At 66.2% G+C, this 23,904-nt stretch carries 27 protein-coding genes and 1 tRNA gene; 19 read left to right on the forward strand and 9 right to left on the reverse strand.

Going from position 1 to position 23,904, the window contains the following annotated elements:
* Positions 1–269: 269 nt before the first annotated feature.
* The 3 genes from AB0A63_RS28380 to dusB all read right to left on the reverse strand — a co-directional run bounded on the left by AB0A63_RS28380 (position 270) and on the right by dusB (position 2,829).
* Positions 270–1,115, reverse strand: coding sequence for a GGDEF domain-containing protein (locus AB0A63_RS28380; RefSeq protein WP_360396795.1), 846 nt, complete (start codon positions 1,113–1,115; stop codon positions 270–272).
* 141 nt (positions 1,116–1,256) lie between these two features.
* Positions 1,257–1,709 (reverse strand): hypothetical protein, encoded by a 453-nt coding sequence (locus AB0A63_RS28385; protein ID WP_360396797.1) that lies wholly within the window; start codon positions 1,707–1,709, stop codon positions 1,257–1,259.
* The gene (gene dusB, locus AB0A63_RS28390) at positions 1,702–2,829 is read right to left on the reverse strand and encodes a tRNA dihydrouridine synthase DusB (RefSeq protein ID WP_360396799.1); all 1,128 of its coding nucleotides are present in this window, start codon (positions 2,827–2,829) and stop codon (positions 1,702–1,704) included. The genes AB0A63_RS28385 and dusB overlap by 8 nt, the downstream gene beginning before the upstream one ends.
* A 167-nt stretch (positions 2,830–2,996) precedes the next feature.
* Here dusB and AB0A63_RS28395 point away from each other — a divergent pair, with 167 nt between their 5' ends.
* Together AB0A63_RS28395 and AB0A63_RS28400 are read left to right on the forward strand one after the other, a co-directional pair.
* Positions 2,997–3,674: a DUF4241 domain-containing protein gene (locus AB0A63_RS28395; protein WP_360396801.1), complete on the forward strand. Its 678-nt coding sequence runs from the start codon at positions 2,997–2,999 to the stop codon at positions 3,672–3,674.
* A 59-nt stretch (positions 3,675–3,733) separates the two neighbouring features.
* Entirely contained in the window at positions 3,734–4,216 is a 483-nt protein-coding gene (locus AB0A63_RS28400) for a DUF6328 family protein (RefSeq protein WP_360396803.1), read from the forward strand.
* Here AB0A63_RS28400 and AB0A63_RS28405 read toward each other — a convergent pair.
* Positions 4,181–4,885 carry a hypothetical protein gene (locus tag AB0A63_RS28405; RefSeq protein WP_360396805.1) on the reverse strand — a complete coding sequence of 235 codons (705 nt, stop codon included), beginning with the start codon at positions 4,883–4,885 and terminating at the stop codon, positions 4,181–4,183. The two genes, AB0A63_RS28400 and AB0A63_RS28405, sit on opposite strands and share 36 nt — an antisense overlap.
* 380 nt (positions 4,886–5,265) lie before the next feature.
* Here AB0A63_RS28405 and AB0A63_RS28410 point away from each other — a divergent pair, with 380 nt between their 5' ends.
* From AB0A63_RS28410 to AB0A63_RS28435, 6 genes are all read left to right on the forward strand, one after another.
* A complete protein-coding gene (locus AB0A63_RS28410) occupies positions 5,266–6,663 on the forward strand; it encodes an MDR family MFS transporter (RefSeq protein WP_360396807.1) in 1,398 nt (465 codons plus the stop codon).
* A gap of 83 nt (positions 6,664–6,746) precedes the next feature.
* Positions 6,747–7,151 carry a hypothetical protein gene (locus tag AB0A63_RS28415; RefSeq protein ID WP_360396809.1) on the forward strand — a complete coding sequence of 135 codons (405 nt, stop codon included), beginning with the start codon at positions 6,747–6,749 and terminating at the stop codon, positions 7,149–7,151.
* Between the two features lie 131 nt (positions 7,152–7,282).
* Positions 7,283–7,972, forward strand: a complete 690-nt coding sequence (locus AB0A63_RS28420) for a hypothetical protein (RefSeq protein ID WP_360396811.1) — start codon at positions 7,283–7,285, stop codon at positions 7,970–7,972.
* A gap of 464 nt (positions 7,973–8,436) precedes the next feature.
* Entirely contained in the window at positions 8,437–8,583 is a 147-nt protein-coding gene (locus tag AB0A63_RS28425; RefSeq protein WP_360396813.1) for a hypothetical protein, read from the forward strand.
* Between the two features lie 360 nt (positions 8,584–8,943).
* Positions 8,944–10,353 (forward strand): AAA family ATPase, encoded by a 1,410-nt coding sequence (locus AB0A63_RS28430; protein WP_360396815.1) that lies wholly within the window; start codon positions 8,944–8,946, stop codon positions 10,351–10,353.
* On the forward strand, positions 10,353–11,216 hold the full coding sequence (locus AB0A63_RS28435) for a hypothetical protein (protein WP_360396817.1): 864 nt from the start codon (positions 10,353–10,355) through the stop codon (positions 11,214–11,216). The genes AB0A63_RS28430 and AB0A63_RS28435 overlap by 1 nt, the downstream gene beginning before the upstream one ends.
* Positions 11,217–11,253: 37 nt before the next feature.
* On the opposite strand, the gene AB0A63_RS28440 is transcribed toward AB0A63_RS28435, so the two are convergent.
* Complete coding sequence (locus AB0A63_RS28440) at positions 11,254–11,724, reverse strand: NUDIX domain-containing protein (protein WP_360396819.1); 471 nt, start codon at positions 11,722–11,724, stop codon at positions 11,254–11,256.
* 9 nt (positions 11,725–11,733) lie between these two features.
* Positions 11,734–12,477, reverse strand: a complete 744-nt coding sequence (locus AB0A63_RS28445) for a DUF5919 domain-containing protein (RefSeq protein WP_330271191.1) — start codon at positions 12,475–12,477, stop codon at positions 11,734–11,736.
* Positions 12,478–12,716: 239 nt separating this feature from the next.
* On the opposite strand from AB0A63_RS28445, the gene AB0A63_RS28450 reads away from it, so the two are divergent.
* From AB0A63_RS28450 to AB0A63_RS28485, 8 genes are all read left to right on the forward strand, one after another.
* Positions 12,717–13,100, forward strand: coding sequence for a plasmid replication, integration and excision activator (locus AB0A63_RS28450; protein WP_329788693.1), 384 nt, complete (start codon positions 12,717–12,719; stop codon positions 13,098–13,100).
* On the forward strand, positions 13,100–13,345 hold the full coding sequence (locus AB0A63_RS28455; protein ID WP_143091657.1) for a hypothetical protein: 246 nt from the start codon (positions 13,100–13,102) through the stop codon (positions 13,343–13,345). Before AB0A63_RS28450 ends, AB0A63_RS28455 begins: the two co-directional genes overlap by 1 nt.
* A 4-nt stretch (positions 13,346–13,349) precedes the next feature.
* Complete coding sequence (locus tag AB0A63_RS28460; RefSeq protein ID WP_360396888.1) at positions 13,350–13,592, forward strand: AMED_5909 family protein; 243 nt, start codon at positions 13,350–13,352, stop codon at positions 13,590–13,592.
* 148 nt (positions 13,593–13,740) lie between these two features.
* A complete protein-coding gene (locus tag AB0A63_RS28465) occupies positions 13,741–14,034 on the forward strand; it encodes a hypothetical protein (protein WP_360396821.1) in 294 nt (97 codons plus the stop codon).
* Positions 14,013–15,494, forward strand: a complete 1,482-nt coding sequence (locus tag AB0A63_RS28470; RefSeq protein ID WP_360396823.1) for an FtsK/SpoIIIE domain-containing protein — start codon at positions 14,013–14,015, stop codon at positions 15,492–15,494. The genes AB0A63_RS28465 and AB0A63_RS28470 overlap by 22 nt, the downstream gene beginning before the upstream one ends.
* A 26-nt stretch (positions 15,495–15,520) precedes the next feature.
* A complete protein-coding gene (locus tag AB0A63_RS28475) occupies positions 15,521–17,095 on the forward strand; it encodes a replication initiator (protein ID WP_360396889.1) in 1,575 nt (524 codons plus the stop codon).
* A 16-nt stretch (positions 17,096–17,111) separates the two neighbouring features.
* A complete protein-coding gene (locus tag AB0A63_RS28480) occupies positions 17,112–17,306 on the forward strand; it encodes a helix-turn-helix domain-containing protein (protein WP_065915790.1) in 195 nt (64 codons plus the stop codon).
* Positions 17,306–18,484 (forward strand): site-specific integrase, encoded by a 1,179-nt coding sequence (locus tag AB0A63_RS28485; protein ID WP_360396825.1) that lies wholly within the window; start codon positions 17,306–17,308, stop codon positions 18,482–18,484. The genes AB0A63_RS28480 and AB0A63_RS28485 overlap by 1 nt, the downstream gene beginning before the upstream one ends.
* Positions 18,485–18,562: 78 nt before the next feature.
* Here AB0A63_RS28485 and AB0A63_RS28490 read toward each other — a convergent pair.
* Positions 18,563–18,638 (reverse strand) — tRNA-Lys (locus AB0A63_RS28490).
* Between the two features lie 202 nt (positions 18,639–18,840).
* On the opposite strand from AB0A63_RS28490, the gene AB0A63_RS28495 reads away from it, so the two are divergent.
* The 3 genes from AB0A63_RS28495 (at position 18,841) to AB0A63_RS28505 (ending at position 22,143) form a co-directional block, all read left to right on the forward strand.
* Complete coding sequence (locus AB0A63_RS28495; RefSeq protein ID WP_360396827.1) at positions 18,841–19,911, forward strand: aldo/keto reductase; 1,071 nt, start codon at positions 18,841–18,843, stop codon at positions 19,909–19,911.
* 97 nt (positions 19,912–20,008) lie between these two features.
* Positions 20,009–21,121 carry a serine hydrolase domain-containing protein gene (locus AB0A63_RS28500; protein ID WP_360396829.1) on the forward strand — a complete coding sequence of 371 codons (1,113 nt, stop codon included), beginning with the start codon at positions 20,009–20,011 and terminating at the stop codon, positions 21,119–21,121.
* Positions 21,118–22,143 carry a serine hydrolase domain-containing protein gene (locus AB0A63_RS28505; RefSeq protein WP_360396831.1) on the forward strand — a complete coding sequence of 342 codons (1,026 nt, stop codon included), beginning with the start codon at positions 21,118–21,120 and terminating at the stop codon, positions 22,141–22,143. Before AB0A63_RS28500 ends, AB0A63_RS28505 begins: the two co-directional genes overlap by 4 nt.
* On the opposite strand, the gene AB0A63_RS28510 is transcribed toward AB0A63_RS28505, so the two are convergent.
* Together AB0A63_RS28510 and AB0A63_RS28515 are read right to left on the reverse strand one after the other, a co-directional pair.
* On the reverse strand, positions 22,144–23,052 hold the full coding sequence (locus AB0A63_RS28510) for a GTP-binding protein (RefSeq protein WP_360396833.1): 909 nt from the start codon (positions 23,050–23,052) through the stop codon (positions 22,144–22,146).
* A 15-nt stretch (positions 23,053–23,067) separates the two neighbouring features.
* The gene (locus AB0A63_RS28515) at positions 23,068–23,883 is read right to left on the reverse strand and encodes an LLM class F420-dependent oxidoreductase (protein WP_360396835.1); all 816 of its coding nucleotides are present in this window, start codon (positions 23,881–23,883) and stop codon (positions 23,068–23,070) included.
* Between the last annotated feature and the right edge of the window lie 21 nt (positions 23,884–23,904).

Genomic DNA, 23,904 nt, shown 5'->3' on the forward strand with positions numbered 1-23,904 from the left:
GCTGGGGATCCTGATCACCGCGGGAAGAGGGGCCGCCACGTCGGGGGTCGTCGGGCACCCAATCTCCCTTCTGGGTCAGAAGCGCTTTAGCGGTTCGCTATTACGAGTTGACGACGACCGGGACACAAGGGTTGCATCACCGGGCGTGTCAGTTGCGCCCGCGATACTACGGATGTAGCCGTCTTCTGACGACCACTCCGGGTGATACGAGTTCGATCTGTACGCGATTACGCGCAGTCCGCTTGCCCTGAACGGGTGAGCTGGGTCACTCAGCAGTAACCGAGAACACGTGTTTCAGCGACGGCACGCCGCCCGGAAGCGGCACCGGCGAGGCGAACCCGGCCGTCCGAACGGTACGCCACGGCGTTGCGGCCCGACTGCTTGGCCGAGTACAGGAGGCTGTCGGCGCGCAGCAGCTGCTGCTCGGCGCTGACCGGCGGCCGCTGCGGAGCCTCGTCCGCAGGCGGTTCGTAGGCGAGACCCGCCGAGACCGTCACGCGCAGCCCGGGAGCGATCTCGTCCCAGGGGTGACGCTCGACACGTTCTCTGGCCTTCTCGGCCACCTCGACGGCCGCGGCGGCGTCCACCCGCGGCAGCACGAGCACGAACTCCTCACCGCCGTAACGGGCGCAGAACGCACCTTCCGGCAACCCCTGCTGGAGCAGCTCCACCACGCGCTGGAGCACGCGGTCGCCGAGCAGGTGGCCGAAGGTGTCGTTGACCTGCTTGAACCAGTCGAGGTCGATCAGGGCGATGGCGAGCCCGTGCCGGCATGCGCCGTGCTCGGCCAGCAGGTCCATCAGCCGCTGGTCGAGGTAACGGCGGTTGTAGGAGTCGGTGAGGCTGTCGCGCAGGCTCTGCTCGCGCGCCTCCGCGTGCTCCCGGCGCAGCCGGTCGACCTCGCGGCGCAGTTGCTCGGGGACGTGCGGCTCCTCCTCCTGGTCGGCCTGGACGAGGTCGAGCGCCGAGCGCAGGTGCTGGTAGGCCTGGCGCCACTGACCGCGGGAGGCGAGCAACCTCGCGATGGACTCGTGCAGGCCGACCAGTGCGGGCCCCTGCCCGGCAGCGGCGTCGGCCGGCTCGGTCTCTGCGATTTCGGGTCGCAGCGCGGTCATCGCGATCACCTCCTTACTTGCCAGGTGTCGTCTCCGAAGAGGCGGCGCTTGAGCAAGAAGGACGGGTGGGGGCGGGATTTCCCCCGTCCGGTTGACCGGGGCCTGCTCCGATCCAGTGAGCTTGGGAGATCAACAACCCGCTCAGCCACCGGGACAGGGGGCGAACCCGTAGACCTCGTCGTCGAGGAGCACCACGTGCAGTGATCCGATCTGGCTGCCGACGACCGCGTCCTCCTGGCGCAGCGTCACCGTCACGGCGACGACGTACACGTCCCCGCGTGGGTGGGACTTCTCGCCAGGGGGTGCCCAGTCGGCGTCCATCCGAAGCGTCGACCAGGTCGGTTCGACCTTCAGGGTGGCGCCCCGCAGGTTGCAGGTCTTCTGCTTGAAGTCCGGGTGCTGGGTGTCCTTGAACAGCGCGGCCTGCTGCTCGGCACCCTCGTCGCCGGCCTTGTTGACCCGCTCGTAGTACTCGCGGAACTTCGCGCGGTCGCCGTCGGACAACGACACCGGCCGCGCCTTGCCCGCGACGGGACCGCCGCAACCCGCGAGCAGCAGCAGGGAGACCAGGAGAACCGCCGCGCGCTCAGCCACCGGAGTGCATCACGTCCGCACCGGCGGGAACGGTCGCGTCCTCGGGGTCGTCCAGCCACCCCTCCGGCAGCACGACCTTGGCGGCGGACCCCTGCCGCCCGCGCGGCCCCTCGGCGTTGGCCGGGAACGGCACGTCCGCGTCCAGCTGACCGATCAGGTCGTCCAGCTCCTGCAGGCTCGACACCATCGCGAACGCCCGCCGCGTGTCCCCGCCGACCGGGAACCCGTGCCAGTACCAGGCCATGTGCTTGCGCAGGTCGCGCAACCCCTTGTTCTCGCCGTCGTGCGCCGCCAGCAGCCGCGCGTGCGTGCGCAGGACCTCGGCCACCTCGCCGAGCGACGGCCCCGGCGGCACCTCCTCGCCCCGGAACGCCGCCTGCAGGTCGCGGAACAACCACGGCCGCCCGAGGCACCCGCGCCCGACGACCACGCCGTCGCACCCGGTCCGCGCCACCATGTCGAGCGCGTCCTGAGCGCTGAAGATGTCGCCGTTGCCCAGCACCGGAATGCTCGTCACGGCCTCCTTGAGCCGCGCGATCGCACTCCAGTCCGCCTTGCCCGAGTACCGCTGCGACGCGGTGCGCGCGTGCAGCGCCACGGCCTGCGCACCCTCGTCCTGCGCGATCCGCCCCGCGTCGAGGTAGGTCAGGTGATCCTCGTCGATGCCGATGCGGAACTTCACCGTCACCGGCATGTCCCCGGCGTTGCGCACCGCGGCCCGCACGATCTGCCGGAACAGCTCCCGCTTGTACGGCAGCGCCGCCCCGCCGCCCTTGCGCGTCACCTTGGGCACCGGGCAGCCGAAGTTCATGTCCATGTGGTCGGCGAGGTCCTCGTCCACGATCATCTTCGTGGCCTCGCCGACGTTCTTCGGGTCGACGCCGTAGAGCTGCATCGACCGCGGGTTCTCCCCCTCGTCGAAGGTGATCATGTGCATGGTCATCGGGTCCCGCTCGACCAGCGCACGCGCCGTGATCATCTCGCAGACGTAGAGCCCGGCCCCGTACTGACGGCACAGCTGCCGGAACGCGACGTTGGTGATCCCGGCCATCGGCGCGAGCACAACGGGCGGGTCGACGGCGTAGGGGCCGATCTTGAGGGTGGGGGCGGACACGACCACCAGGTTACGGCACTGACCTGGCCGGATCTTCGCCGATGCGCGCCCCCCGCCGCGGAAGTGCCTGCTGAACGCCGATTTCCCGGAGCCCGGCCGGATCGTGGTGGTGGTGCCCCGATCGGGTGGCGTACCCCTTCTGCCAACATGCCACCTGGAAAGGAGACCGAAGCGTGGGGGCGAGTCAGCTGATCAAGACCGGGTTCGAGCTCTTCTTCGAGGAAGGTCCCATCGGCAGACCGACCGGTGGTGACGAGCAGCAGGTCATCAGCGTGCGCGAGGTCGGTTTCCTGGCCATGCCCACCGGCCGGCTGGTCGCGGCCGACCCGTTCGTGCTGTGGCCGGAGGACGCCGAGCCGTTCACCGCGACGTTCGAGCCGGGCAAGTACCCGGTCGCGGTCTCCCTGGTGTCGTGGCTCGACCGCGACGGGTTCCCCGACGTGCGCCAGGGCTACCGGGTCGCCGCCGCCAAGCTGACCGTGCGCGACGAACCCGCCTACGTCTGGGAGCCGGCCCTGGTGCCGGGCGAGCACGTGACGCCGATGCTGCCGGGCCAGCGCTTCGGGTACGAGGTCGAGTCGAGCACCGGCGCGTTCTTCGACCTCTCCGCGGCACCCGCCGTCGACCGGCTCGCCGGCGACGACCAGGGCGGCTGCGAGCTCATCGACGCGCTGAGCGCGGTCGGCGGCGGTCGCGGGCCTGCCAACGTCACCGACGTCGAGTCGGGCCTGAACGTGGTGGCGTTCTCGACCGGCTGGGGCGACGGCGTCTACCCGACGTGGGTGGGCCGCAACGCCGCGGGCGACCCGGTCGCGTTCGTGACGGACTTCTTCGTGATCAACCGGTTCTGAGGGGCTGGTTCGCCCGGTCGCCGCGTTTCGAACGGGGGCGACCGGGTACGCGGGAAGGCGTGAGCGAAGCCGAGGAGTCCGATCAGCACAGGCTCGCGCGCAACGTCAACGAGCTGCTGCAGGAGCTCCGCGTGGCGCAGGCCGGTGTGCAGATCCTGTTCGGCTTCCTGCTCTCCATCGCCTTCACCGACAAGTACTCGACCGTCGGCGCCTACGTCCGCGTCACCCACCTCGTCACCGTCCTGTGCGCCGCCATCGCCGTCGCGTTCCTCACCGCCCCCGCCGCCTGGCACCGCGTGCTGTTCCGCCAGGGCCGCCGCGAGGACGTCGTGTCGTCCGGCAACACGTTCGCGTTGGCCGGCCTGGGTTTCCTCGCACTCGCGATGACCGGCACGGTGCTGCTGCTGGCCGAGGTCGTCGTCGGCGGCTGGCCCGCGATCCTCGTGGGCGCGGTGGCGTTCCTCGTCTTCGCCGGCCTGTGGTTCGCCTGGCCGTTCGCCTCGCGCTCAGCCGAGCGTGCTGACGAACGCGAGCGCCCCTAACCCCACCGCGACCGGCACCGCCAGCACGACCGCCCTGCGGCTCGGCCGCGGCAGCTCGCGCAAGGTCCTGACTCCCAGCGGGACCAGCGCGACGCACAACCCGGCCGTGCCCACGACCGACAGCACCTCCGCACCCTTCAGCACCCCCAGCGGCAACAGCCCCATGGCTGCCAGCGCCACCGCCCTCACCGGCCCGAGCACCCCACCCAGGTAGGCGCCCACCGCCAGCACGCACCAGCCGAACACGATCGTGAACGACAGGTGGCTGAACAGGTGCAGGTCCCCGTACCCGTCCGCGACCAGCCGCGTGGCCTCCTCGACCCCGCGGTGCCGCACCGCGCCGAACGCCGCCTGGTCCACGCCCGCGTGGAACGTCCGGGCGAACAACCCCACCGTGACCAGCACCCCGCCCCAGGCCGCCCACACCGGCCGCCGCCCCGCGACCCGCCGCGCGACCTCGGCCACAGCGGGCCACATCACCACGTGCCCGGCGAGGAACACCGTGTAGGCCGCCGTCATCAGCCCTGGGTGGTCGGCGGCGGCCCTGAGCTGGTCGGGGAAGAAGAAGTGGAACGGCGACCGCAGCAACGTCCCCACCAGCAGCAGCACCGGCCCGAGGACCAGTGCGACACCGGCGGTCCACCCGTTCGGGAACACCTCGTCCGTCATGGTCGGCAACGCTGCCAGCGCGGCCGTTCCCCGTGATCGGACCGTGGTCCGACCGCCCGCCTCGGACCACGGTCCGAGACCGTTGTCCAAAAGACTTTTCGAGCGGTCTGTCGATCGGCGTTACCCCAGTTCGACGTACCGGTGGGCGGACGAGCGCCGGATCTGCCGGAGGCGGAATTCGGGTGAGACGAACGCGGCGATGAGGAACACTCGGACCCACCGATGAGTTCTACCTGATCTGCCGGTCTCAACCGGCGTCGACGACGACGCCGGCGGCCTTGGCCGCGACGCGACTGTGCCAGCCAGCTACCTAGTGAGGGCCTGACATGCCTGCTGCGATCCAAGACCGACCGACCGCGCAAGCGAGTCGAACACCACTCGTGGTGCGCCTGCTGGTGCTGGCGACGTTCGTGGTCATCCTCAACGAGACCCTGATGATCAACGCGATCCCGCGCCTGATGGAGTCGCTGCACGTCAGCGAACAGGCCGCCCAGTGGGTCTCCACCGCGTTCATGCTCACCATGGCCGCCGTCATCCCGATCACCGGCTGGTTCCTGCAGCGCGTCACGACCCGCCAGGGCTACCTGATCGCGATGAGCGTGTTCATGGCGGGAACCGCGATCTCCGCGGCCGCGCCGACGTTCACCGTGCTGCTGATCGGCCGCATCGTCCAGGCCGCCGGCACCGCCGTGATGATGCCGCTGCTGATGACCACGCTGATGACCGTCGTCCCCGAACAGGACCGCGGCCGCGTGATGGGCAACGTGACCCTCGCGATCTCCGTGGCCCCGGCCATGGGCCCGGCGATCTCCGGCCTGATCCTGCAACTCGGCTCGTGGCGCCTGCTCTTCGTCGCGGTCCTCCCGATCGCCGGCGCCGTGACGTACTTCGGCCTGCGCCAGCTCACCAACATCGGCGAACCCAAGGTCAGCACGATTGACTGGCTCAGCGCAGCCCTCGCAACCGTCGGCTTCGGCGGCCTGGTCTACGGCCTCAGCCTGTTCGGCGAGGGCACCGACCACCTCGGCCCGACCATCGGCGTCGTCGTGGCAGGCGCCGCCACCATCACGTTCTTCGTGCTCCGCCAACTCCGCCTGCAGCGCACCGGCGCCCCGCTGATGGACCTCCGCACCCTGAGCCACCGCACGTTCGCCCTGGCCCTGATCCTGATGTGCGTCGCGTTCCTGGCGATGATGGGCTCGATGATCCTGCTGCCCCTCTACCTGCAGAACCTCCGCGGCCTCACCCCACTGGAAACGGGCCTGCTCCTCATGCCCGGCGGCCTCGCCATGGGCCTCCTCGGCCCCACGGTCGGCAAGGTCTACGACCGCCTCGGCAGCCGCCCCCTGGTCCTGCCCGGCTCCATCGGCATCGTGCTTTCGTTGGCCGGCTTCACCCAGATCTCCACCACCATGCCGTACTGGCAGATCCTCGCCCTGCACGCACTGCTGATGGTGAGCCTGGCCGCCACCTTCACCCCGATCTTCACCCTCGGCATGGGCGCCCTGCCCCCCGACATGTACCCGCACGGCAGCTCGATCCTCGGCACCCTCCAACAGGTCGCCGCGGCCCTGGGCACCGCGCTGGTCGTGACCGTGATGTCCGCCCGTGCCAGCTCGCTGGTGGCCGACGGCGTTGCGGCCGGTGCGGCTCAGCTGAGCGGCATGAAGATCGCGTTCGTGGTGGCGACCGTGCTGGCCGCGGCGACCATCGTGGTGGCGGTGCTGCTGCCGAGCCGGGCGTCTGCTTCGGTTGGTGGAGGTGTGGCACACCACTGATCGTGGTGGTTGTTGGAGGCCGACGTGCTGGTTGCACGTCGGCCTCTTTCGTTGGTCTTCGCGCAGTTGCCAAGATCGGCTCCGTGACCTACATCCGCTTCGAGGCGTCCGAGGCAGCTCCCGGCAAGTCCCCGACGGGCATCTTCGGGTTGGCCAACGGCCTCGCCCGAGCAGGTCGGCTGACACCGGAGGACTGGGCGTTCTGGCGCGCCGGCAACGACTGGTACGACGCGGCTTACCCCGATCCCGGAGCCGTGGACCCCAGCCTGTTCGACAAAACCCTCAACCCTGTCGTGTCGTGCTGGTTCCGATTGACCGCAGCCTCGCACCTGCTCGCCAGGGTGCCCGGCTACCTCGACCTGCTCGACCGGTACGGGATCGGGTGGGTGGAGCGCCGGTCAGAAGACCCCGGCGTGATCTTGTACGCAGACGAGGTGCAAGTTGTTGTGCGCCCCTATGACACAACATCTCCCAGGTGCAAGTCGTGAGGTTGTGGACCCTACGACTTGAGCGCCACCAAGTCCAAGGTGGATCGACCTCATCCGAGGGTGAAACTCTTGAGCGGTTGTCGGCGATAGGCCAGCAGTAAGGACCTGCCCCGCTCTGAAAGGTCCGCGCCATGAGTCTTCCTCGTCGTGCAGGCGGCACGTGGTACTTCGTCCTGGTGATCGCGAGCGCCGGCCTTTTCGCTGCTGTCCCCTTCGCGCATGCCGCGCATCGCCTGCGCAGACCATCACTCTGGTGGTGGACTGCGCTCTACGCAGCGGCCGCGATCGTGCTGATGATCATCATGCCGTCCTCCCAGGGCCAGCCTGCGGCTGCCACCACAGACGTGCGCAGCACCATCGGCAGCATCGGTGCCATCGCTCTGATCGTGGCGGCATGCATCCAGCTCAGCGGCATTCGAAGGGACGTCTACGGGCTACCGCACCCCGTCCGGCCGTCTCCTCTGCCACAGCAGCCGTGGGCCGCGGATCCCGCCGTTGCCGCGGCGCTGGCGCTGCGTGCGAAGCGAGAGGAAGCCCGCGCGCTCATCTCGCGAGACCCGGCACTGGCACGCGATCTTCGAATCGGCCGACCGGATTTGCCACGACAGTACGACGACGGCGGACTAGTGGACATCAACACCGCTCCGCTCCCCGTCATAGCTCACTGCTGCGGACTCGACGACCGTGCAGCCAGGCAGATTGACCGGGCTCGCAATCAACGGTCGCTGCCCTTCCAGTCGGTTGACGAACTGCTCGTCTTCGCCGAGCTGGACGTCAGTCTGTGGGATCTAGTCCGCGAGCGTGCGGTTGTATATCCCTGAACACCCTCATGAGTCTCTTCGGCTCCTCAAGATCAGTTCGGCGCTGCTTGGCCCCTGCTGCCCGAGAACACCCGGCTGACTCACAAGACGGCCGACCGCCGGGTTGCAGAGACCGTCAACGGACTGCTCGGAGGCTGAAAGAGGGCCGTGAGGTCGGGTGCCCAACGGTTCTGTGCGGGGAGGATCCACCAAAGCCACACCCAGGCCGCTGACCTCGGATGTGGTGGGCCGCCAAGGACTCGACCCCTGAACCCGAAGAGTAAGAGCTTTCGCTTGGCGTTGTTCGCCGATCTTGCTCGACACTGCTCGCTACCTGCACGGATGCGGTCTTGATCTGAGCACTGTGGACAGTCGCTTTTCGACGTTTATCGACGTTTTACGAGACTAAAGCGCATCATGATCTTGGTCCATCTGGACCGCCCAAACCCTGCCATCATCCCGACACTGAGCCTTGAACGCGGCCGGTGGTGCTGGGTCAAGGTATTCGTTCCAGCCTTGACGCGGCGCTGCCGGCCGGTGTCATGCTCGCGGCGTCGGGGTGGCTCGGCCTGGTGCTCGTCGAGCCTTCCTGCGGCTTCGTCTGGGACCTGATCGGTGGCAAGGCGGCGTAGCCGTCGCGGCAGTCGAGTGCCGTGCCTAGCCAGCCTGGGTGACCATGCTGGCGCTCGTAGGGAGTCGGGGACGAATCAGGCTCGGATCGGGCGGGTTGTCAGCTGGTGCCTGAGGCCCGGTGCGCAGCGCCGCCCGGCCGACCGGTGGAGCGAAGCGGATGCCGGGAGTGCCGGGATGGATGTTGGTGCAGCGCCATACCGCACGCGCCGCCAGCGGCGGCGCCTTGATCCTGTAGAGCCAAATTCTGCAACGTTTCGCTGCCGCCTTGCGATACAACGTGCACGTGTCTGACTGAGGTGAACTGGGTGCCGGAGGTGGCAAGCGATGTACTATCTCCCACTTGAGATAGCGGAGGTGAAATGCCTAACCTGGTGCGCGTCGATGTCATCGAGCTTCTAGGACAGTTCGACCATACTGTCAAGTTTCCAGCTGACTGGGACTTTTGTATCCTGTATGGTCCCAATGGTGTCGGAAAGACAAAGCTGCTTGAGCTGATTCACTCAACTCTGACACAGAAGTTCCATTCGCTCGCAAAGATCCCCTTCAAAAGCGCAGTTTTTCTATTTGAAGGGAATGTTCGACTTACTGTTCATAAGAGTGTTGAGCAAGATGACATTGATGAAGATAGTGATCCATCAGGAAAGCCCGAGTATCTCAAGTTTGAATATCCCGAGCTTACGCTTGAGATTCCAGGTCATAAGCCCGTTGTATGGAATACGTCCAGAGGATCACGCAGAGGTATGAGCGAGCACCTCCATATGCTACGCAGAGCCGTCTCCGCCGATCCCTCCCTTCCGATCCGTGAGCTTTCTTCTGGTCGTTGGGTAGACTCCCGAAGCGGGCGAATATTGTCCATTCGCGAGGCGGTCGAAAGAGGGCTTGAGCTGGGGTTGATGTCCTCGCGAGGTTCTACCAAGCTGCCGACGAAAGAAGTTATCGATTTCTTCGATCGGATATCGGTTAACCTGATCGAGACCCAAAGGCTAATGATCTCCGAGCCGCGTCGCGACGAACGAGGACGCGCTGTAGGGGATAGGGAAGAACCGTCTTACACTGTTCTTGAACTTGCCGTTTCACTCGCTCGCAGCTTGCGGGAAGCGATGGCCGAGAATTCTCGGATTTCCCAGCGGCTTGACAGTAGCTTTGCTCGTCGAGTTCTAGAGGAGGCTAGCGGGGCACTGCCGATGCCGGTCGTGACTGAAGAGGCTATTCGCACTCGGTACATTGAGCAAAACGAGCTACGCGAGGAGCTTGCGCAGATTGCTCTTCTGGACGCGTCTTCTGAAATGTTGCTTCCGCCGCGCGAACTTGAAGATTGGGAGATCATATTCCTGCGTACTTACCTTGACGATACCGATAAGAAGCTTGACTCGTTTCGAGGTCTACTAAACCGCGTGCGACTTTTTCGCGATATTGTAAATTCACGATTTCAGTTCAAGAAGATGTTCATTGATCGTGAAGACGGTTTTTATTTCGAAACAACGACTGGGCAGATAATTAAGGCGAATGATCTTTCGTCCGGCGAGCAGCATGAAGTTGTGATGACCTATAAGCTTCTGTTTCAAACTGCGCCAGGAAGCCTGGTCCTGGTAGACGAGCCGGAGATTTCCCTCCACGTTGCGTGGCAGAAGAAGTTCATTAGTGATATCCGCAGGATCTCTGAGGTCGCAGGACTTCGATTCGTTATCGCAACCCACTCACCTCAGGTTATTAGCCAGTGGTGGGATCGGGCCATTAAGCTTTCTGCCTCGAAGCGAGCTGATGCCTGATGCAGGATGATCTCACAGGCGAAGACGTCTTCTCAGAAATTTTTCTGCTTCGCGGCAATAGCGATAAGACGATTATCGTGGTCGAGGGACCTTCTGATCTTCGTACATTTGAACTTCATGTTGACGAGGATCAAGTAGAGCTTGTGGTGGGACATGATCGACCGCGCGTGCAACGTGCAATCGATATAGTCGATAAGACCGAGGTCCCGAAGGTCGTTGGTGTAGTTGATTCCGACTTAGATAGGTTCTTTGGGGCGGATCCCGATAGTCTGTCCGCTAATCTAATCGCGACCGAGTATTACGATCTGGAATCCGATCTCTTCTTCTGGTCTGACGTGGCTGATCGGGTCATCCGTGCTTACGCTTCTGTGAGTAGCCTGAGGCAGAAGCCTGATGGTTGTGACGCTAATAAGCCGACCGATATGATCGTAAAACTTTGCCTTGTAGTGGGGGCATTGCGGCTGATTTCTCAACTGCACTCGTATAATCTCATGCTAAGAGAACTTCCGCTCGGAGCGTGTATTGATAGGAAGATTCCTTCGTATCGATACACTGAACTTGCTGCTCTAATCAAATCCAAGTCTAAGGCGAGCGTGAAGTCCGATTCGGAAATTGAGATCCTCTTGACAGCGTGCGCTGCGAGTGGATGGAACGATTTGAGGTCTTGTTGTGGGCATGATCTCATTTCTATTTTGACTGGCGCGTTGGATGTCTGGTGGGGAAATCGAGTCTCAAAGGAGAATGTTCGAAACGCGCTCCGGGTGGCGGTTGACTTGAGTCAGTTTAAGAAAATGAAGGTTGGAAGGCTTCTTGCTGAATGGGCTGCCGTCAATAATGCTAAAGTGTGGCGCGATTCAGCGTGAAGTAATCGCGCTTGAAGGAACTGCGTGGTCGGAGATATTAGGAATAGTATGGTTTCTGGGTATCGGCGTATCCGTGGTCGATGCGTAGACGGATCGACGGGTGTATATCGAGTCTGCCAATTTGATCAGGCGACACCCAGCAGACTTCCTTGGATTCCGTGCTGGTGCTCAGTTCGCCCTCAACGGGTTTTCCTCGAAAGCAAATCGAGAATTCTTGTCTAACTTCACCATCGTCGTATGCTATAACGTGTTCCGGATTTGAGTAAAGGCCAACAAGTCCGGTTACCTCTATCTTTATTCCGGTTTCCTCCAGAACTTCCCGGGTTGCTGCCTGCGCAAGGGTTTCGCCGATTTCTTGCTGACCGCCAGGAATCGCATACTTGTCATTGTCGGTACGTCGAATCATCAGCAGTCGGCCAGTTTTGTCTTGGACAAATGCGCTGACAGCAGGGCGGAGGCTGTTGGCCTGTGGGGCGTCAGGGTCTTGAAAGTAATCCACGCGGGCCATGCGACTCCCTCAGAACGTTGCTGGCTTGGACAGGTTCCAGACGTGCTCGAAGCTCTCAGAGTAGGTCTCGAAGAGATCGCCCGCAGCGAGCCGTCGCAGGTGTAGCGCCGGAGCGTGCGCGGCCTGGAAGCCGTAGACGTGCGTGTTGACGACCATCTCGTCGTCGAAGCGGAAGATCGAGTTGTAGAGCGTCGTCTTGTGGAAGCGCATCTCCACACCGTCCACACCCACCAGTGGCCGGTAGAACGCCAGTGCGTTGCGGATGCGGGACCCGAGCGTGCCCTTGCCCAGCTGCTCCTCGTCGCTGCGCTTGGCAACCTCGCGGCTTGCCGGGTCGCCGAAGATCAGCCGGATGCGCGCGCCGTTCGCGGCCTTGTTGGCCAGGTCCCGCATGAACGTTGGTCGCTCCACCAAGAAGATGCCGGCGTGGACCAGCACCTCGACGTGCCGGGTGGCGTTGGTGATGAGGTGGTCCCACAGGTCTGGGGGGATCGAGTTGCGGTGCGGGTAGAGCTTGACCACCTCGGACTCGGTGATCTCTGCCTTCCTCTCTGGCGCGACTGCGTCCGGCCAGAGGTATGTCTCGGTCTCTTTGACCATAGATGCGATGGTGTTGCGGTGGCGCGGGTACGGCGCGCGGCCCTTCGTGATCCAGCGTTCGACGGTCTTCTGGTCGACGCCCGTGGCCTTGGCTACCTGCTCGTATGTGAGTCCGTTGCGTAGCAACGCATCTCGTAGTCGCTCGTTTGCCATGATCGCTCCTCTCGGACGTCCTCGGGGACGCCAGGGACGTCTTACGTTAGTAGGGACGTCTCTAGAAGTCCCGCCATGCGGTGCTCACGTCCCGGTTTTCAGCCGAAAGTCGTAGGTGTCGAGAACTCCGGACAACCGGTCTGGACGACACCTACGACAGGAGAGCCACGATGGCGATCACAGGTGGGAGCAGGCTCCCTGCGGGTCACGACTTCGTGTTTCCCAGGGGCGCGCTCGTGATGGGCGTTGAGCCCGTGCTCAAGTTCCAGTCCGCCGAAGAGCGGGCGAAGGGTCTGCCGCCCGAGCAGGAGAAGGACAAGGAAACCGGTCTCCTCGTGTGGTCTGTGCTGGTCATCGACCAGGCCGCGGAGCGCAAGACGGACGCGGTGGTCACAGTGAAGATCTCCGCGCCTCACCAGCCGGTGCCGCCGGAGGCCATCCCCGGTACGGACGTCCGGCCGGTCGTGTTCGAGGGGCTGACGGTCACACCGTGGATCGATGACAAGGGGTGCCGTGGGGTGCACGCGGGTGAGCGTCACCGCTGCCGCGCGAAGCTCGGCTACAGCCTGCGGGCCTCCGGCATGAAGCCGGTCGTCGGCAAGCCAGCCGCTAAGGCGGCGTGATGCCTGACCTGGTGCGCGTTCACCTCACCGACGGCGTGCCAATGAGGCCCCTTGCGATGCCGTTCGCCGACCGGATCGAGATCCGCTTTGGCAACGCCTTCCCCGCCGTGCTCGTCGTCGATCGGGATGTGGTCCCGCAGCTGCGGGACGTGCTCGACCAGGGGTGGCGCGCTCTCCAGGCTTCGGCCGCTCGGCAGGAGGGGCGTCATGCCCTCGCGGAGGAGGCTTCCGATGCCCGCGACTGAGGCCATGCATTGGGGGCTCGCTGAGCAGGCCCGAACGCTGAGCGAAGCACACGACGTGCTGAGCAAGCTACTGCCCAACCCCAAGGCCGCTCCCGCTGTTCTGCGGGAGTATTACCTCCGCTCCGCCGCGATCTACGCGCGAGTTGCTGAGAGCGACCGCAGCCACCACCACGAGGCCATGTACTGGGCGAACCGTGAGCGCGAGAAGGGGGAAGCGATCAAGGTCACGAAGACCGCGAAGAGCTAGCAAAAGTCCTTATTGGACAGAGCGCGTGGCTTCGTTGGGTCACGTGGCGATGCCGCACGTCTTGTTGCGGTGCAAAGAGAACGTGAGACGCAGGAGCGGAACCCGGCTACCAACCTCGCCGCTCCTGCGTTGTCCACCCAACTCGGGAGTGAACAAGATGAGCGTAGAGCCTGGGCGCATTCCTGCGCCAGACAGCGCCACGAAACAGCTTCTGTGGGATCGGATGATCTCCAGCAAGCAGACCGTCTCCAGCTACGTCGTGATGCTCGACGGCGGCAGCCTGGAGACGTTAGAACTCACGGCCGCGCAGGCTGAGGGCTTCGAGTGCCTGACCTGCAAAACGCAGCACACCACGGAGTCGGGAGCGTTCCAGCCTGTTGGGCACATCCCGAGTGTTGGCAGCGTCTTCCAGTGCCTCAAGTGCGCTGGCGGTGCGCGATGAAGGGCAACCGTTGGGTCGATCCCGCGCCGTTCGAGGGCGCGCGTCCGCAGGTCCCGTGGTGGGTGTGGCTTCCTGGCTGGATCAAGGTTGTGCTTGCGCCGTTCGCGTTGATCTGGCTCGCCGGCCGACTGGCTGTGAAGCTCGTCATGGTGACGGTCCGGTACCCGGTCGCGGTCACGGCGTGTCTCGGCGGCTACATCGGCTACCGCGAGTTCGGGCTGTCGCCGCTCATCCTGGCGCTGCTATCGCTCGTGTGTGCTCTGACGGTCTGGTACGGCCTCGATCGCGGCTCGTTCCTGCGGTACGGCTGGTACCGCGTGCTGACCGAGTGGCGGCGGCTCACGGTGTACGTGCCGCATTGGCGCACCGTGATGCGGCTGGCTGAGCTGGCTAAGGACAGTCGAGGCAGGGAGTACCGCCCGAAGCTGCGCCGCGTCCGGTCGGAGGGCTGGCGGGACAAGGTCCGGGTTCGCATGATCCCGGCGCAGTCTCCGGAACAGTGGGAAGCGCGGCGGGACAACCTGGCGCACTCGTTCAACGCGCGGTCTTGTCGTGTGCGGGTGCTGCGGCCGAGTGTGCTTGAGCTCGACTTCATCCACTCCGATCCGCTGTCTCGTCCGGTCGCCGTGCCGCAGCTCGCCGCTGTCGGGGACGTTGACCTCAAGCGCGTTGTCGTCGGCCGTACCGAGACCGGTAAGCCCTGGCGGCTGAAGCTGCTCGGCTCCCAAGTCTTGGTGGTCGGGGTGCCTGGCGCTGGCAAGGGCTCGGTTCTCTGGTCGATCGTCTGGCAGCTCGCCCCTGCCATCAAGGCGGGCATGGTCCGGCTCGTCGGGATCGACCCCAAGGGCGGGATGGAGCTGGGGCAGTGTCCGGACGCGTTCGAGAAGGTGATCTACGACAACGGGCCGGAAGCTGTTGCGCTGCTTGAAGGAATCGCCGCAGAGGTCAAGGAACGTGCGGCGCGGTACCGGGGCATCCGACGTCTGTGGGCACGCGGTACGGGTGAGCCGTTCACGATTCTGATCGTGGATGAGCTGGCGGACCTGGTCGCCTACCAGCCGGACCGGAACCTCCGGGAACGTGCGACGCGGGCCGTTCAGACGATCACCTCGCAGGGACGTGCTCCCGGCTACGCCGTCGTGGGCCTGGTCCAGGACCCGCGCAAGGAGGTCGTGAGCTTCCGGCACCTGTTCACCACCCGTGTTGCGCTGCGGCTCGATGAGCCGGTCCAAGTGGACATGGTGCTGGGGGATGGCGTTCGGCAACGTGGCGCGGCTGCTCACGAGATCAGCGAGAACACGCCTGGTGTCGCCTGGCTCAAGGAGGACGGACAGCGCGAACCGGAGCGTGCGAGGGCGTTCCACGTCACGGATGCGGACCTGGTCGAGCTGGGCGTTTACCTCGCCCCGGCCACCGTGCACGAGTTCCCGACCAGCGGTGAAGGGAGGGCGGCGGCGTGACCGAGTACCTGACCCGTTCGGAGCGGATGAAGCAGCCGGCCGCGCTCGACATCGCTCGTGCCGTCGCTGAGGAGCACGGCGTCTGCGTCCGGCCGTTGGCCAAGGAACGGATCGATCTCGACACCGGACGCGTCGACATCGTCCCGGTGCCATGCGGCTCGACCGTGGCCAGCGTGTGTCCCACCTGCGCGGAGAAGAACCGGCGTCTGCGGATGGCGCAGTGCCGCGAGGGATGGCACCTCACCGAAGAGCCCGACTTCACGCCAGACGCTCCGAGCGACGATCAGCGGGAGCTGACCGCCTACCGGGCTGATCTCGTGAAGGCCTTCCGCCTGGCCCTCGATGAGGGTGACGAGGTCGGAGCTGAGGAGGTTCGGGAGGAGGTCGCGGAGGTCGACGCCGAACTTCGGCAACTCGGAGTCCGCGGTTCACTTCCCTCCCTGGAAGTGCCGCTCAAGGCAGCTCGTAAGCGGTCCACCAGGCGGCGGCAGGACGCGCCCAACCTGCCTCGGCGGCCGGTCAGCAAGCGCACGGTCGGGAAGGTGTTCGGGGGCAAGTACCAGCCCTCGACGTTCCTCACGCTGACGCTCGACACCTATGGCAAGGTGCGCAGCGACGGCACGCCCGTTGACCCGGCGACCTACAACTACCGGCGTGCGGCTCGGGACGCGGTGCACTTCGCGGCCCTGCTCGATCGGTTCGTCCAGAACCTTCGGCGCTGTGTCGGCTGGGAGGTCCAGTACTTCTCGACCGTCGAGCCGCAGAGGCGGTTGGCTCCGCACTGGCACGCGGCGGTTCGGGGTTCCATCTCGCGGGCAGAGCTGCGGGCGGTCGCTGAAGCCACCTACCACCAGGTCTGGTGGCCCGAGCACGACGAGATCAGGTACGGCGGCGACAACCTGCCGGTCTGGGACGTCCGGGCCAAGGGCTTCGTTGATCCGCAGACGCGGAAGGCCCTGCCGACCTGGGAAGACGCGCTCGATCAGGTGGAGCGGCCCGCGCATGTCGCGCGGTTCGGGGTGCAGGTGCACTCCAAGGGCATCCTCGGCGGAACGGAAGAGGCCGGCCGACACATCGGCTACCTGACGAAATACCTGACCAAAAGCATCAACGAGTGCTTCGAGGCGCAGACCGCGCGCCAAGAGGACCACGCCGAACGGCTGTGCGCTGAGCTCGCGGTCGCGCCCTGCTCGCCGCAGTGCCCGATCTGGCTGCTCTACGGCGTCCAGCCTCGCGGGGCTCGGCTGTCCACTGTGCCGGGCAAGTGCAAGGGGAAGGCGCACAAGCGGACCACGCTCGGTGTCGCTGGGCGGCGGGTGCTCGTGTCGCGGAAGTGGTCCGGGAAGTCGCTCGCTGACCACAAGCACGACCGGAAGACGTTCGTTCGGCAACTGCTCGCGGATGTCGGGATCAAGCCCGAGGACCAGCCGCAACGGGTCGTCTGGAACAACGTCGAGCCCGGCGACCCGAACGTGCCGCCACGGGCGCACCTGCTCTTGAGTGCTGTCGCTGAGCGGCGGAGGTGGAAGGCCGAATACACGGCCGCGCTGCTCGCATCTGCCGGACCTCCGGGGAGTTCGGCAACTCCGCACGCTGCTTGATCAAAGGGGGAACATCATGGAGACACACCAGTTCGAGCCACTGTGGACAGTCAGTGACGTTGCGGCCTACCTGAACGTCCCGGTCCACACGCTCTACGGCTGGAGGACCAAGAACTACGGCCCGCCCGCACGGCGCTTGGGGAAGCACCTGCGGTACTTGCCGTCCGAGGTACGGAGCTGGTTCGAGCACCTGCTTGAGGAGGCGGCCTGATGGCTCGTCCGCCGCTCGACATCGGCACGTACGGCAAGATTCGTTGCAATCAAACGGAAGCAGGCTGGACGGCCGTCGCGAACTACCGCGATTTCGACGGTAAGACTCGGCCGGTGCTTCGGAGAGGGAAGACCAAGCCTGAGGCTGAGCGCAGGCTCAAGAAGGCGCTCGCTGAGCGTAAAGGCCCGTCGGGAGACTCGTTGACGCCAGACAGCCGGTTCAAGGATGCGCTCGAAGCGTGGCAGGTGAAGTTCCAGAAGCTCGTGGACATGGGCAAGCGGTCGCCGAGCAGCCTCGACACCTACCGGAGCATCCTCGGCCGGCATGTCCTTCCGGGCCTCGGTGAGCTGCGGATTCGTGAGATGACGGTCGCCCGGATCGATGCGTTCCTGGGCGCGCTGTGGAGGTCGGTCGGCGTCGACAGTGCCAAGACGGCGCGCTCGGTGATCTCGGGTGCCCTGCGGATCGCTGTGCGGGATCGAGCGCTCGACACGAACCCCGTGAGGGACACGGACCCGCTGGAGAGTGGGCGGAAGAAGAGCCCGAGGGCGCTTACACGGGAGGAGCGTCTGTTGTGGCTGGAGATGCTGGAGTCCGACCCTGCGGCGGTTCGGAAGGACCTGCCTGACCTGTCGCGGTTCATGATGGCCACGGGCGTGCGGATCGGTGAGGCGCTGGCGGTCTACTGGGACGACGTCGACTTCGAGGCCGGAACGGTCGACGTGAACTACACGGTCATCCGGGCCGGTGGGCTCGGGCTGATCAGGAAGTCGACCAAGACGGAGGCAGGTGAACGGACGCTCCCGTTGCCCAGGTGGGCGCTCGACATGTTGCGGCGTCGGCGTGAGGCCACGCTGTTCCCGGACGGGCCGGTCTTCCCGAACAGCCTCGGTGGCCTGCGTGACCCGTCGAACACCCGCAGGGACATTCGGAACGCCCGTGGAGGCGATGAGTTCGCCTGGGTGACCTCGCACGTCTTCCGGAAGACGGCGGCCACGATTCTCGATGAGGCGGGGCTCTCTGCGCGGGTCGTCGCGGACCAGCTCGGGCACGCCCGGCCGTCCATGACTCAGGACACCTACCTGGCTCGGAAGGCGGTCGATCGGAAGGCGGCTGACGCGCTGGAAGGAGCGCTCGACCGGCCTGAGCAGGACGAACCGGGAGAGGCCGCAAGTTGAGAGTCAGGGAGTAAAGCGCATCAAAGGCGTATCAGTGATCTTGAAATGCGAAACCCCCAGGCCTGTGACCTGGGGGTTTGGTGGGCCGCCAGGGACTCGAACCCTGAACCCGAAGATTAAAAGTCTCCTGCTCTGCCAATTGAGCTAGCAGCCCTCGCCGGCACAGCCTACCGATCGTCATCACGCCATGTCGCTCGGGTTACCCACCTCACGGTTGACACTCCCCACCCGCCCGAACGACCAAGGCCAAGCCGAACGAGAGGATCAGGCAAGACCCCAGGAGCATCGTCGTACCGCCGACCACCCCAGCACCGGTTTCATTGGAGCAGCGAAACAGCAGCCCAAGGAGCCAAGAGATGCCACTCGACCACTACGTCACCCTCGGCCGGTCCGGCCTCCGCGTCAGCCCGTTCGCCCTCGGCGCGATGACCTTCGGCGAGGACCCGGGATCTGCCGGCTGCAGTGTCGAGGAAGCGGAGAAGATGCTCGACGCCTACCTCGAACGCGGCGGGAACTTCATCGACACGGCCAACTTCTACACCAACGGGCACTCCGAGAAGATCCTCGGCGACTACTTCAGGACCAAGGACCGGGACCGGGTCGTCCTCGCCTCCAAGTTCTTCTTCAACATGCACCCCGGCGACCCGAACGGTGGTGGGGCGGGGCGGAGTGCCGTCCGCAAGCAGCTCGAAGAGACGTTGCGCAGGCTCGGCACGGACTACCTGGACCTCTACTGGCTGCACAACTGGGATCGGAACACCCCGGTCGAGGAGACCATGCGGGTGCTCGACGATCTGGTGGGATCGGGCAAGGTGCGGTACATCGGGTTCTCCAACACGCCTGCCTGGGTCACGGCGCGGGCGCAGACGATGGCCGAGCTCAACCGGTGGACGCCGCTGATCGCGTTGCAGGCCGAGTACTCGCTGTTGGCGCGGACCGTGGAGGGGGAGGTGGCGCCGATGGCGAGGGACCTGGGCATGGCGCTGGTGCCGTGGAGTCCGCTCAAGAACGGGTTCCTGTCGGGCAAGTACCGGCGGGACGGGCGGGTCGGCGACTCGGAACGGGTGAAGTTCGTGGGTGGGCCCGGTGAGGCGGAGTTCCGGGTCATCGACGTGGTGGTGGAGGTTGCCGAGGAGGTCGGTGCCTCGGCCGCGGCGGTGTCGTTGGCGTGGCTCAGGCAGCGGGCGGGGACGGTGGTGCCGATCATCGGTGCGCGCCGGCTGGAGCACCTGGAGAGCAACCTCGAGGAGGTCGTCCTCAGCGGGGAGCAGCTCCGCAGGCTGGACGAGGTGTGCGCGCCGGAGTTGGGTTACCCGGCGCCGTTGCACGGGGAGTTGCGGGCCATGTTGCAGTTCGCGGGTGCCACGGTCGACGGGGAGGCGTCCACCGTCTACCCGCCGCTGCTCCTGAGCGACGTCCGGTACTAGGTGGAGCAGGCTCTACCTGATCAACGGCAGTGTGCCTGACTGTGTGCGCGGCGCGGAATTGGAATCGTCTTCCTCAAGCCGAACGAGGGGACGAACGATGAAGAAGACGCTGGTAGGAGTGTTGGCGGCGGCCATGCTGTGCAGTGGGACGGCCATGGCCACGCCGGCGGGGCAGGTGCAGAAGCAGCTCGACGGGCTGGCCAAGGAGTTCCCGGCGGCGCTGGCGACGACGACCGACGCGCACGGCAGGGCGACCGCGTACACCGCGGGGACGGCCGAGTTGAACAAGCGGGTGCCGGTGCCGAAGAACGGGCAGGTGCGGGCCGGGTCCAACACCAAGGCGTTCGTCGCCGTCGTGATCATGCAGCTGGTGGCCGAGGGCAAGGTCGAGCTGGACGTGCCGGTCACGAGGTACCTGCCGGGCGCCATCAAGGACGACCGGATCACGGTGCGGCAGCTGCTCAACCACACCAGCGGGCTCGCGAACTACACGGGCTTCCTGGGGCTCGAGAAGTTCGAGGACGTGCGGCACCGGTACTTCGAGCCGTACGAGCTCCTGGCCGTCGCGAACCAGCAGCCGCCGACGCACCAGCCGGGGGAGAAGTTCAAGTACAGCAACACGAACTACGTGCTGCTGGGGCTCATCGCGCAGAAGGTCACCGGGCGGCCGATCGCGGAGAACGTCGACCAGCGGATCGTGCAGAAGCTCAAGCTCAAGGACACCTACTGGCCTGGCCAGGGTGAGCAGGGCATCCGCGGCAAGCACGCCAAGGGGTACGACCGCGTCAAGGGCGTGCCCACCGACGTCACCGAGATGGACCCGTCGTGGGGCTGGGCCGCCGGGCAGATCGTCTCGTCCACCAAGGACCTCAACACCTTCTACCAGGCGCTGCTCAAGGGGGACCTGGTTCCCGCCGCGCAGCTGACGGAGATGCAGAAGACCGTCGACACCGCCGGTGAGATGTGGCCGGGTTCGGCGTACGGGCTGGGCATCGCCAGCACGACGCTGAGCTGTGGTGGCAAGTACTGGGGTCACGGCGGTGACATCCACGGGTACGAGACCCGCGGTGGCGTCACGGAGAAGGGCCGTGCGTTCTCGATCGCGGTCACGGCGCTGCCCGGCACGTTCCAGGACACGCCGGAGAAGGGTGCCAAGGCGCACGACCAGATCCTGGCCACTGTGGACAGTGCACTGTGCGGTGCGAAGTGAAGGTCGTCGCGGCCTTAGCCGCCCTCAGCCTCGTCACGCCGATACCGCAGCAGCTCGACCGGATCGTCGAGGACGGCATGCCCGGCGTCGAGATGCACGTCAACGGCAGCAACCACGCGAAGGGCAACGCACCCGTCAACGGGCGGGTGCGGGTCGGCAGCATCACCAAGTCCTTTGTGGCCGTGACGGTCCTGCAGCTCGTCGGCGAGGGCGAGGTCGCGCTCGACGGGCCCGTCAAGAACTACGTCCCGCGCATCGAGGACGAGCGCATCACGGTCCGGCAGGTCCTGCAGCACACCAGCGGCCTGCCCGAGTTCTCGGTCGCGGTGGGCGTCGCGAAGATCGCGGACGTGCGCGACCGGTACTTCGAGCCGTACGAGCTGCTCGACGCGGGGCTCAAGCAGCCCGTGACCGGTGCGCCCGGTGAGAAGTACAGCTACAGCAACACGAACTACGTCGTCGCGGGGCTGCTGGTGCAGAAGGTGACCGGCCGGCCGGTGGCGGAGGAGGTGCAGCGGCGGGTGCTCGACCGGGCCCAGCTGCGCGACACCTACTGGCCGGCGCAGGGCGAGCGGACCATCCGCGGCCGGCACGCCCGCGGGTACGCGCCGGCGGACCTGTTCGACCCGAGGTCGAAGGCGGTCGACGCGACGGAGCTCGACTCGTCCTGGGCCTGGGCGGCGGGTGCGCTCGTCTCCACGCCGCAGGACATCGCCCGGTTCTACCGCTCGCTGCTGCGGGGCGAGCTCCTCCAGAAACCGCAGCTCGACGAGATGCGCAGGACCATCCCGATCGACGACCGGAACGCGGCCGGACTCGGCCTGGAGAGCACGAAGCTCAGCTGCGGTGGCGTCTACTGGGGTCACGGCGGCACGATTCACGGGTTCTCGTCGTTCGGTGCCGCGACGGACGGCGGGCGCCACACCGCGATCACCGCGACCGCGCTGTTCGGCACCTACGGCGACGCGGAGAAGTCGCTCCAGCAGATGCTCGACGTCGTCGACACCGCGCTCTGCACGTGATCAGCGGGCGTACCGCAGCACCCACAGCATCTCCTCGGAGCTGACCGGCTCCAGCGCGACGCACGCGAGCAGCCAGTCGGTCACCGAGTCCGCGTCGATGCCCGTCCCGATCAGCACCAGCTGGGTCGGGGCGGGCTCGACCGGTGTGAACGACACGTACGCGCCGACGGTGTGCAGCATGAAGGTGCCGTGCTCGAACTGCACGAAACCCTTGGCGCGGAACAACCCCGGTGGCCGCGCGGACAGGAAGTCCATGAACAGCCTGGGGTGCAGGGGGTCCTCGGACGTGAACGTCACGGTGTCGTACGCGGCGTGCGCGTGCGTCGAGTGGTCTTCCAGGTCGTCGAACGCCAGCTGGCGCGGGCCCGGGTCCGGTGGCCGCACCTCGAAGAGCAGCGCCGGGTCGATCCGGCCGTACGACACCGCGAGCACCGGCGCCTCGCACGGCAACGACGGCAGCGCGTCCACCCGGTCGACCTTGTTCAGCACCACCAGGTCCGCCAGCGCGAGGTCGCGGTCGAGGTGGTCGACGGCGTCGAGCTCCACGGCGTCGACCACGTAGATCAGCCCGCCGTACGCCACGTCCGGTGCCTGGACCACCATCCTGACCAGCGCGGACGGTTCGGCGAGCCCGGACGCCTCGATGACGATGACGTCCAGGTCCGCCGTGGCGAGCGTGCCCAGCATGTCGGCCAGCTCGGAGCCGTCGACGGCGCAGCACAGGCAGCCGTTCGACAGCGCCACCATCGAGTCGACCTGCGCGGACACCGCGAACGCGTCGATGTTGATCGAGCCGAAGTCGTTGACGACCACGCCGATCCGCGTGCCGCCGGACGTGCGCAGCAGGTGGTTGAGCAGGGTGGTCTTGCCGGCGCCGAGGAAACCGGCCAGGACGACTACGGGGATCACGGCCGTTCAGGCTACCTACCGCAGTGCGATCAGGCTCGCCAGCGCCTCGTCCACCGGCAGGTCGACCGACGAGGGGACCACGATCAGCTGGTCGACGCCGAGGTCCTCGTACTGCCGCACCACCGACGCGTCCAGCGGGGCCGTCGCGAGGACGTCGATCTCCAGCGCGCCGAGCGAGTCGGGTCGTTCGGTCATCGCGGACAGCCTGCGGATCCGCTTGAGGTTGGCCGCCGTCTCCTCCGGCGTGCCGATGCCGATCCACGCGTTGCCGCGGGTCAGCGCCCGCCGCAGGGCACCGTCGCTGGCACCGCCGACCGCGATCCGGGCGTTGGCCGGGCGCGGGTGGGCGTCGATGCCGCTGAACGAGACGTGCCTGCCCGAGAACGACGGCGCCGGCGAGTGCCACAGCTCCCGCATCGCGTCGATGTACTCGTCCGTGCGCCGGCCACGGCCCGCGAACGGCACGCCGACCGCGGCGAACTCCTGGTGCAGGTAGCCGGCACCGACACCGAGCGTGAACCGGCCGCCGCTCAGCACGTCCAGCGACGCCACCTGCTTCGCGAGCACCACCGGGTTGCGCTGCGGCAGGATCACGATGCCGGTGCCCAGCTCCAGCCTGGTCGTGGCCGCGGCCACGAAGCTCAGGCTGACCAGCGGGTCGAGCAGCGGCGTGTCCGGTTCCGCCGGCGACGGGTCGGCCTTCGGCGAGGGCAGCACCACGTGCTCCGCCACCCACCACGACCGGTACCCCAGCGCCTCCACCAGCTCGGCCAGCCGACGAGTCTCGGCGGGGGCGATCGCGTCGCCCGTGTTCAGCCCCTGAACCCCCATGTCCATGTTCCCGGCAACGAC

The sequence above is a fragment of the Lentzea sp. NPDC042327 genome (assembly GCF_040647275.1).
Lineage (GTDB): Bacteria > Actinomycetota > Actinomycetes > Mycobacteriales > Pseudonocardiaceae > Lentzea.

Excerpts from the sequence above, each read along its gene's own strand:
- AB0A63_RS28495 (WP_360396827.1), top strand. The coding sequence starts at position 18,841 with ATGCCACTCGACCACTACGTCACCCTCGGCCGGTCCGGCCTCCGCGTC.
- AB0A63_RS28440 (WP_360396819.1), bottom strand. The coding sequence starts at position 11,724 with ATGGCCCGCGTGGATTACTTTCAAGACCCTGACGCCCCACAGGCCAAC.
- AB0A63_RS28380 (WP_360396795.1), bottom strand. The coding sequence starts at position 1,115 with ATGACCGCGCTGCGACCCGAAATCGCAGAGACCGAGCCGGCCGACGCC.
- AB0A63_RS28485 (WP_360396825.1), top strand. The coding sequence starts at position 17,306 with ATGGCTCGTCCGCCGCTCGACATCGGCACGTACGGCAAGATTCGTTGC.
- AB0A63_RS28445 (WP_330271191.1), bottom strand. The coding sequence starts at position 12,477 with ATGGCAAACGAGCGACTACGAGATGCGTTGCTACGCAACGGACTCACA.
- AB0A63_RS28435 (WP_360396817.1), top strand. The coding sequence starts at position 10,353 with ATGCAGGATGATCTCACAGGCGAAGACGTCTTCTCAGAAATTTTTCTG.
- AB0A63_RS28500 (WP_360396829.1), top strand. The coding sequence starts at position 20,009 with ATGAAGAAGACGCTGGTAGGAGTGTTGGCGGCGGCCATGCTGTGCAGT.
- AB0A63_RS28450 (WP_329788693.1), top strand. The coding sequence starts at position 12,717 with ATGGGCGTTGAGCCCGTGCTCAAGTTCCAGTCCGCCGAAGAGCGGGCG.
- AB0A63_RS28515 (WP_360396835.1), bottom strand. The coding sequence starts at position 23,883 with ATGGGGGTTCAGGGGCTGAACACGGGCGACGCGATCGCCCCCGCCGAG.
- AB0A63_RS28475 (WP_360396889.1), top strand. The coding sequence starts at position 15,521 with ATGAAGCAGCCGGCCGCGCTCGACATCGCTCGTGCCGTCGCTGAGGAG.
- AB0A63_RS28455 (WP_143091657.1), top strand. The coding sequence starts at position 13,100 with ATGCCTGACCTGGTGCGCGTTCACCTCACCGACGGCGTGCCAATGAGG.
- AB0A63_RS28405 (WP_360396805.1), bottom strand. The coding sequence starts at position 4,885 with ATGACGGACGAGGTGTTCCCGAACGGGTGGACCGCCGGTGTCGCACTG.
- AB0A63_RS28480 (WP_065915790.1), top strand. The coding sequence starts at position 17,112 with ATGGAGACACACCAGTTCGAGCCACTGTGGACAGTCAGTGACGTTGCG.
- AB0A63_RS28460 (WP_360396888.1), top strand. The coding sequence starts at position 13,350 with ATGCATTGGGGGCTCGCTGAGCAGGCCCGAACGCTGAGCGAAGCACAC.
- AB0A63_RS28430 (WP_360396815.1), top strand. The coding sequence starts at position 8,944 with ATGCCTAACCTGGTGCGCGTCGATGTCATCGAGCTTCTAGGACAGTTC.
- AB0A63_RS28420 (WP_360396811.1), top strand. The coding sequence starts at position 7,283 with ATGAGTCTTCCTCGTCGTGCAGGCGGCACGTGGTACTTCGTCCTGGTG.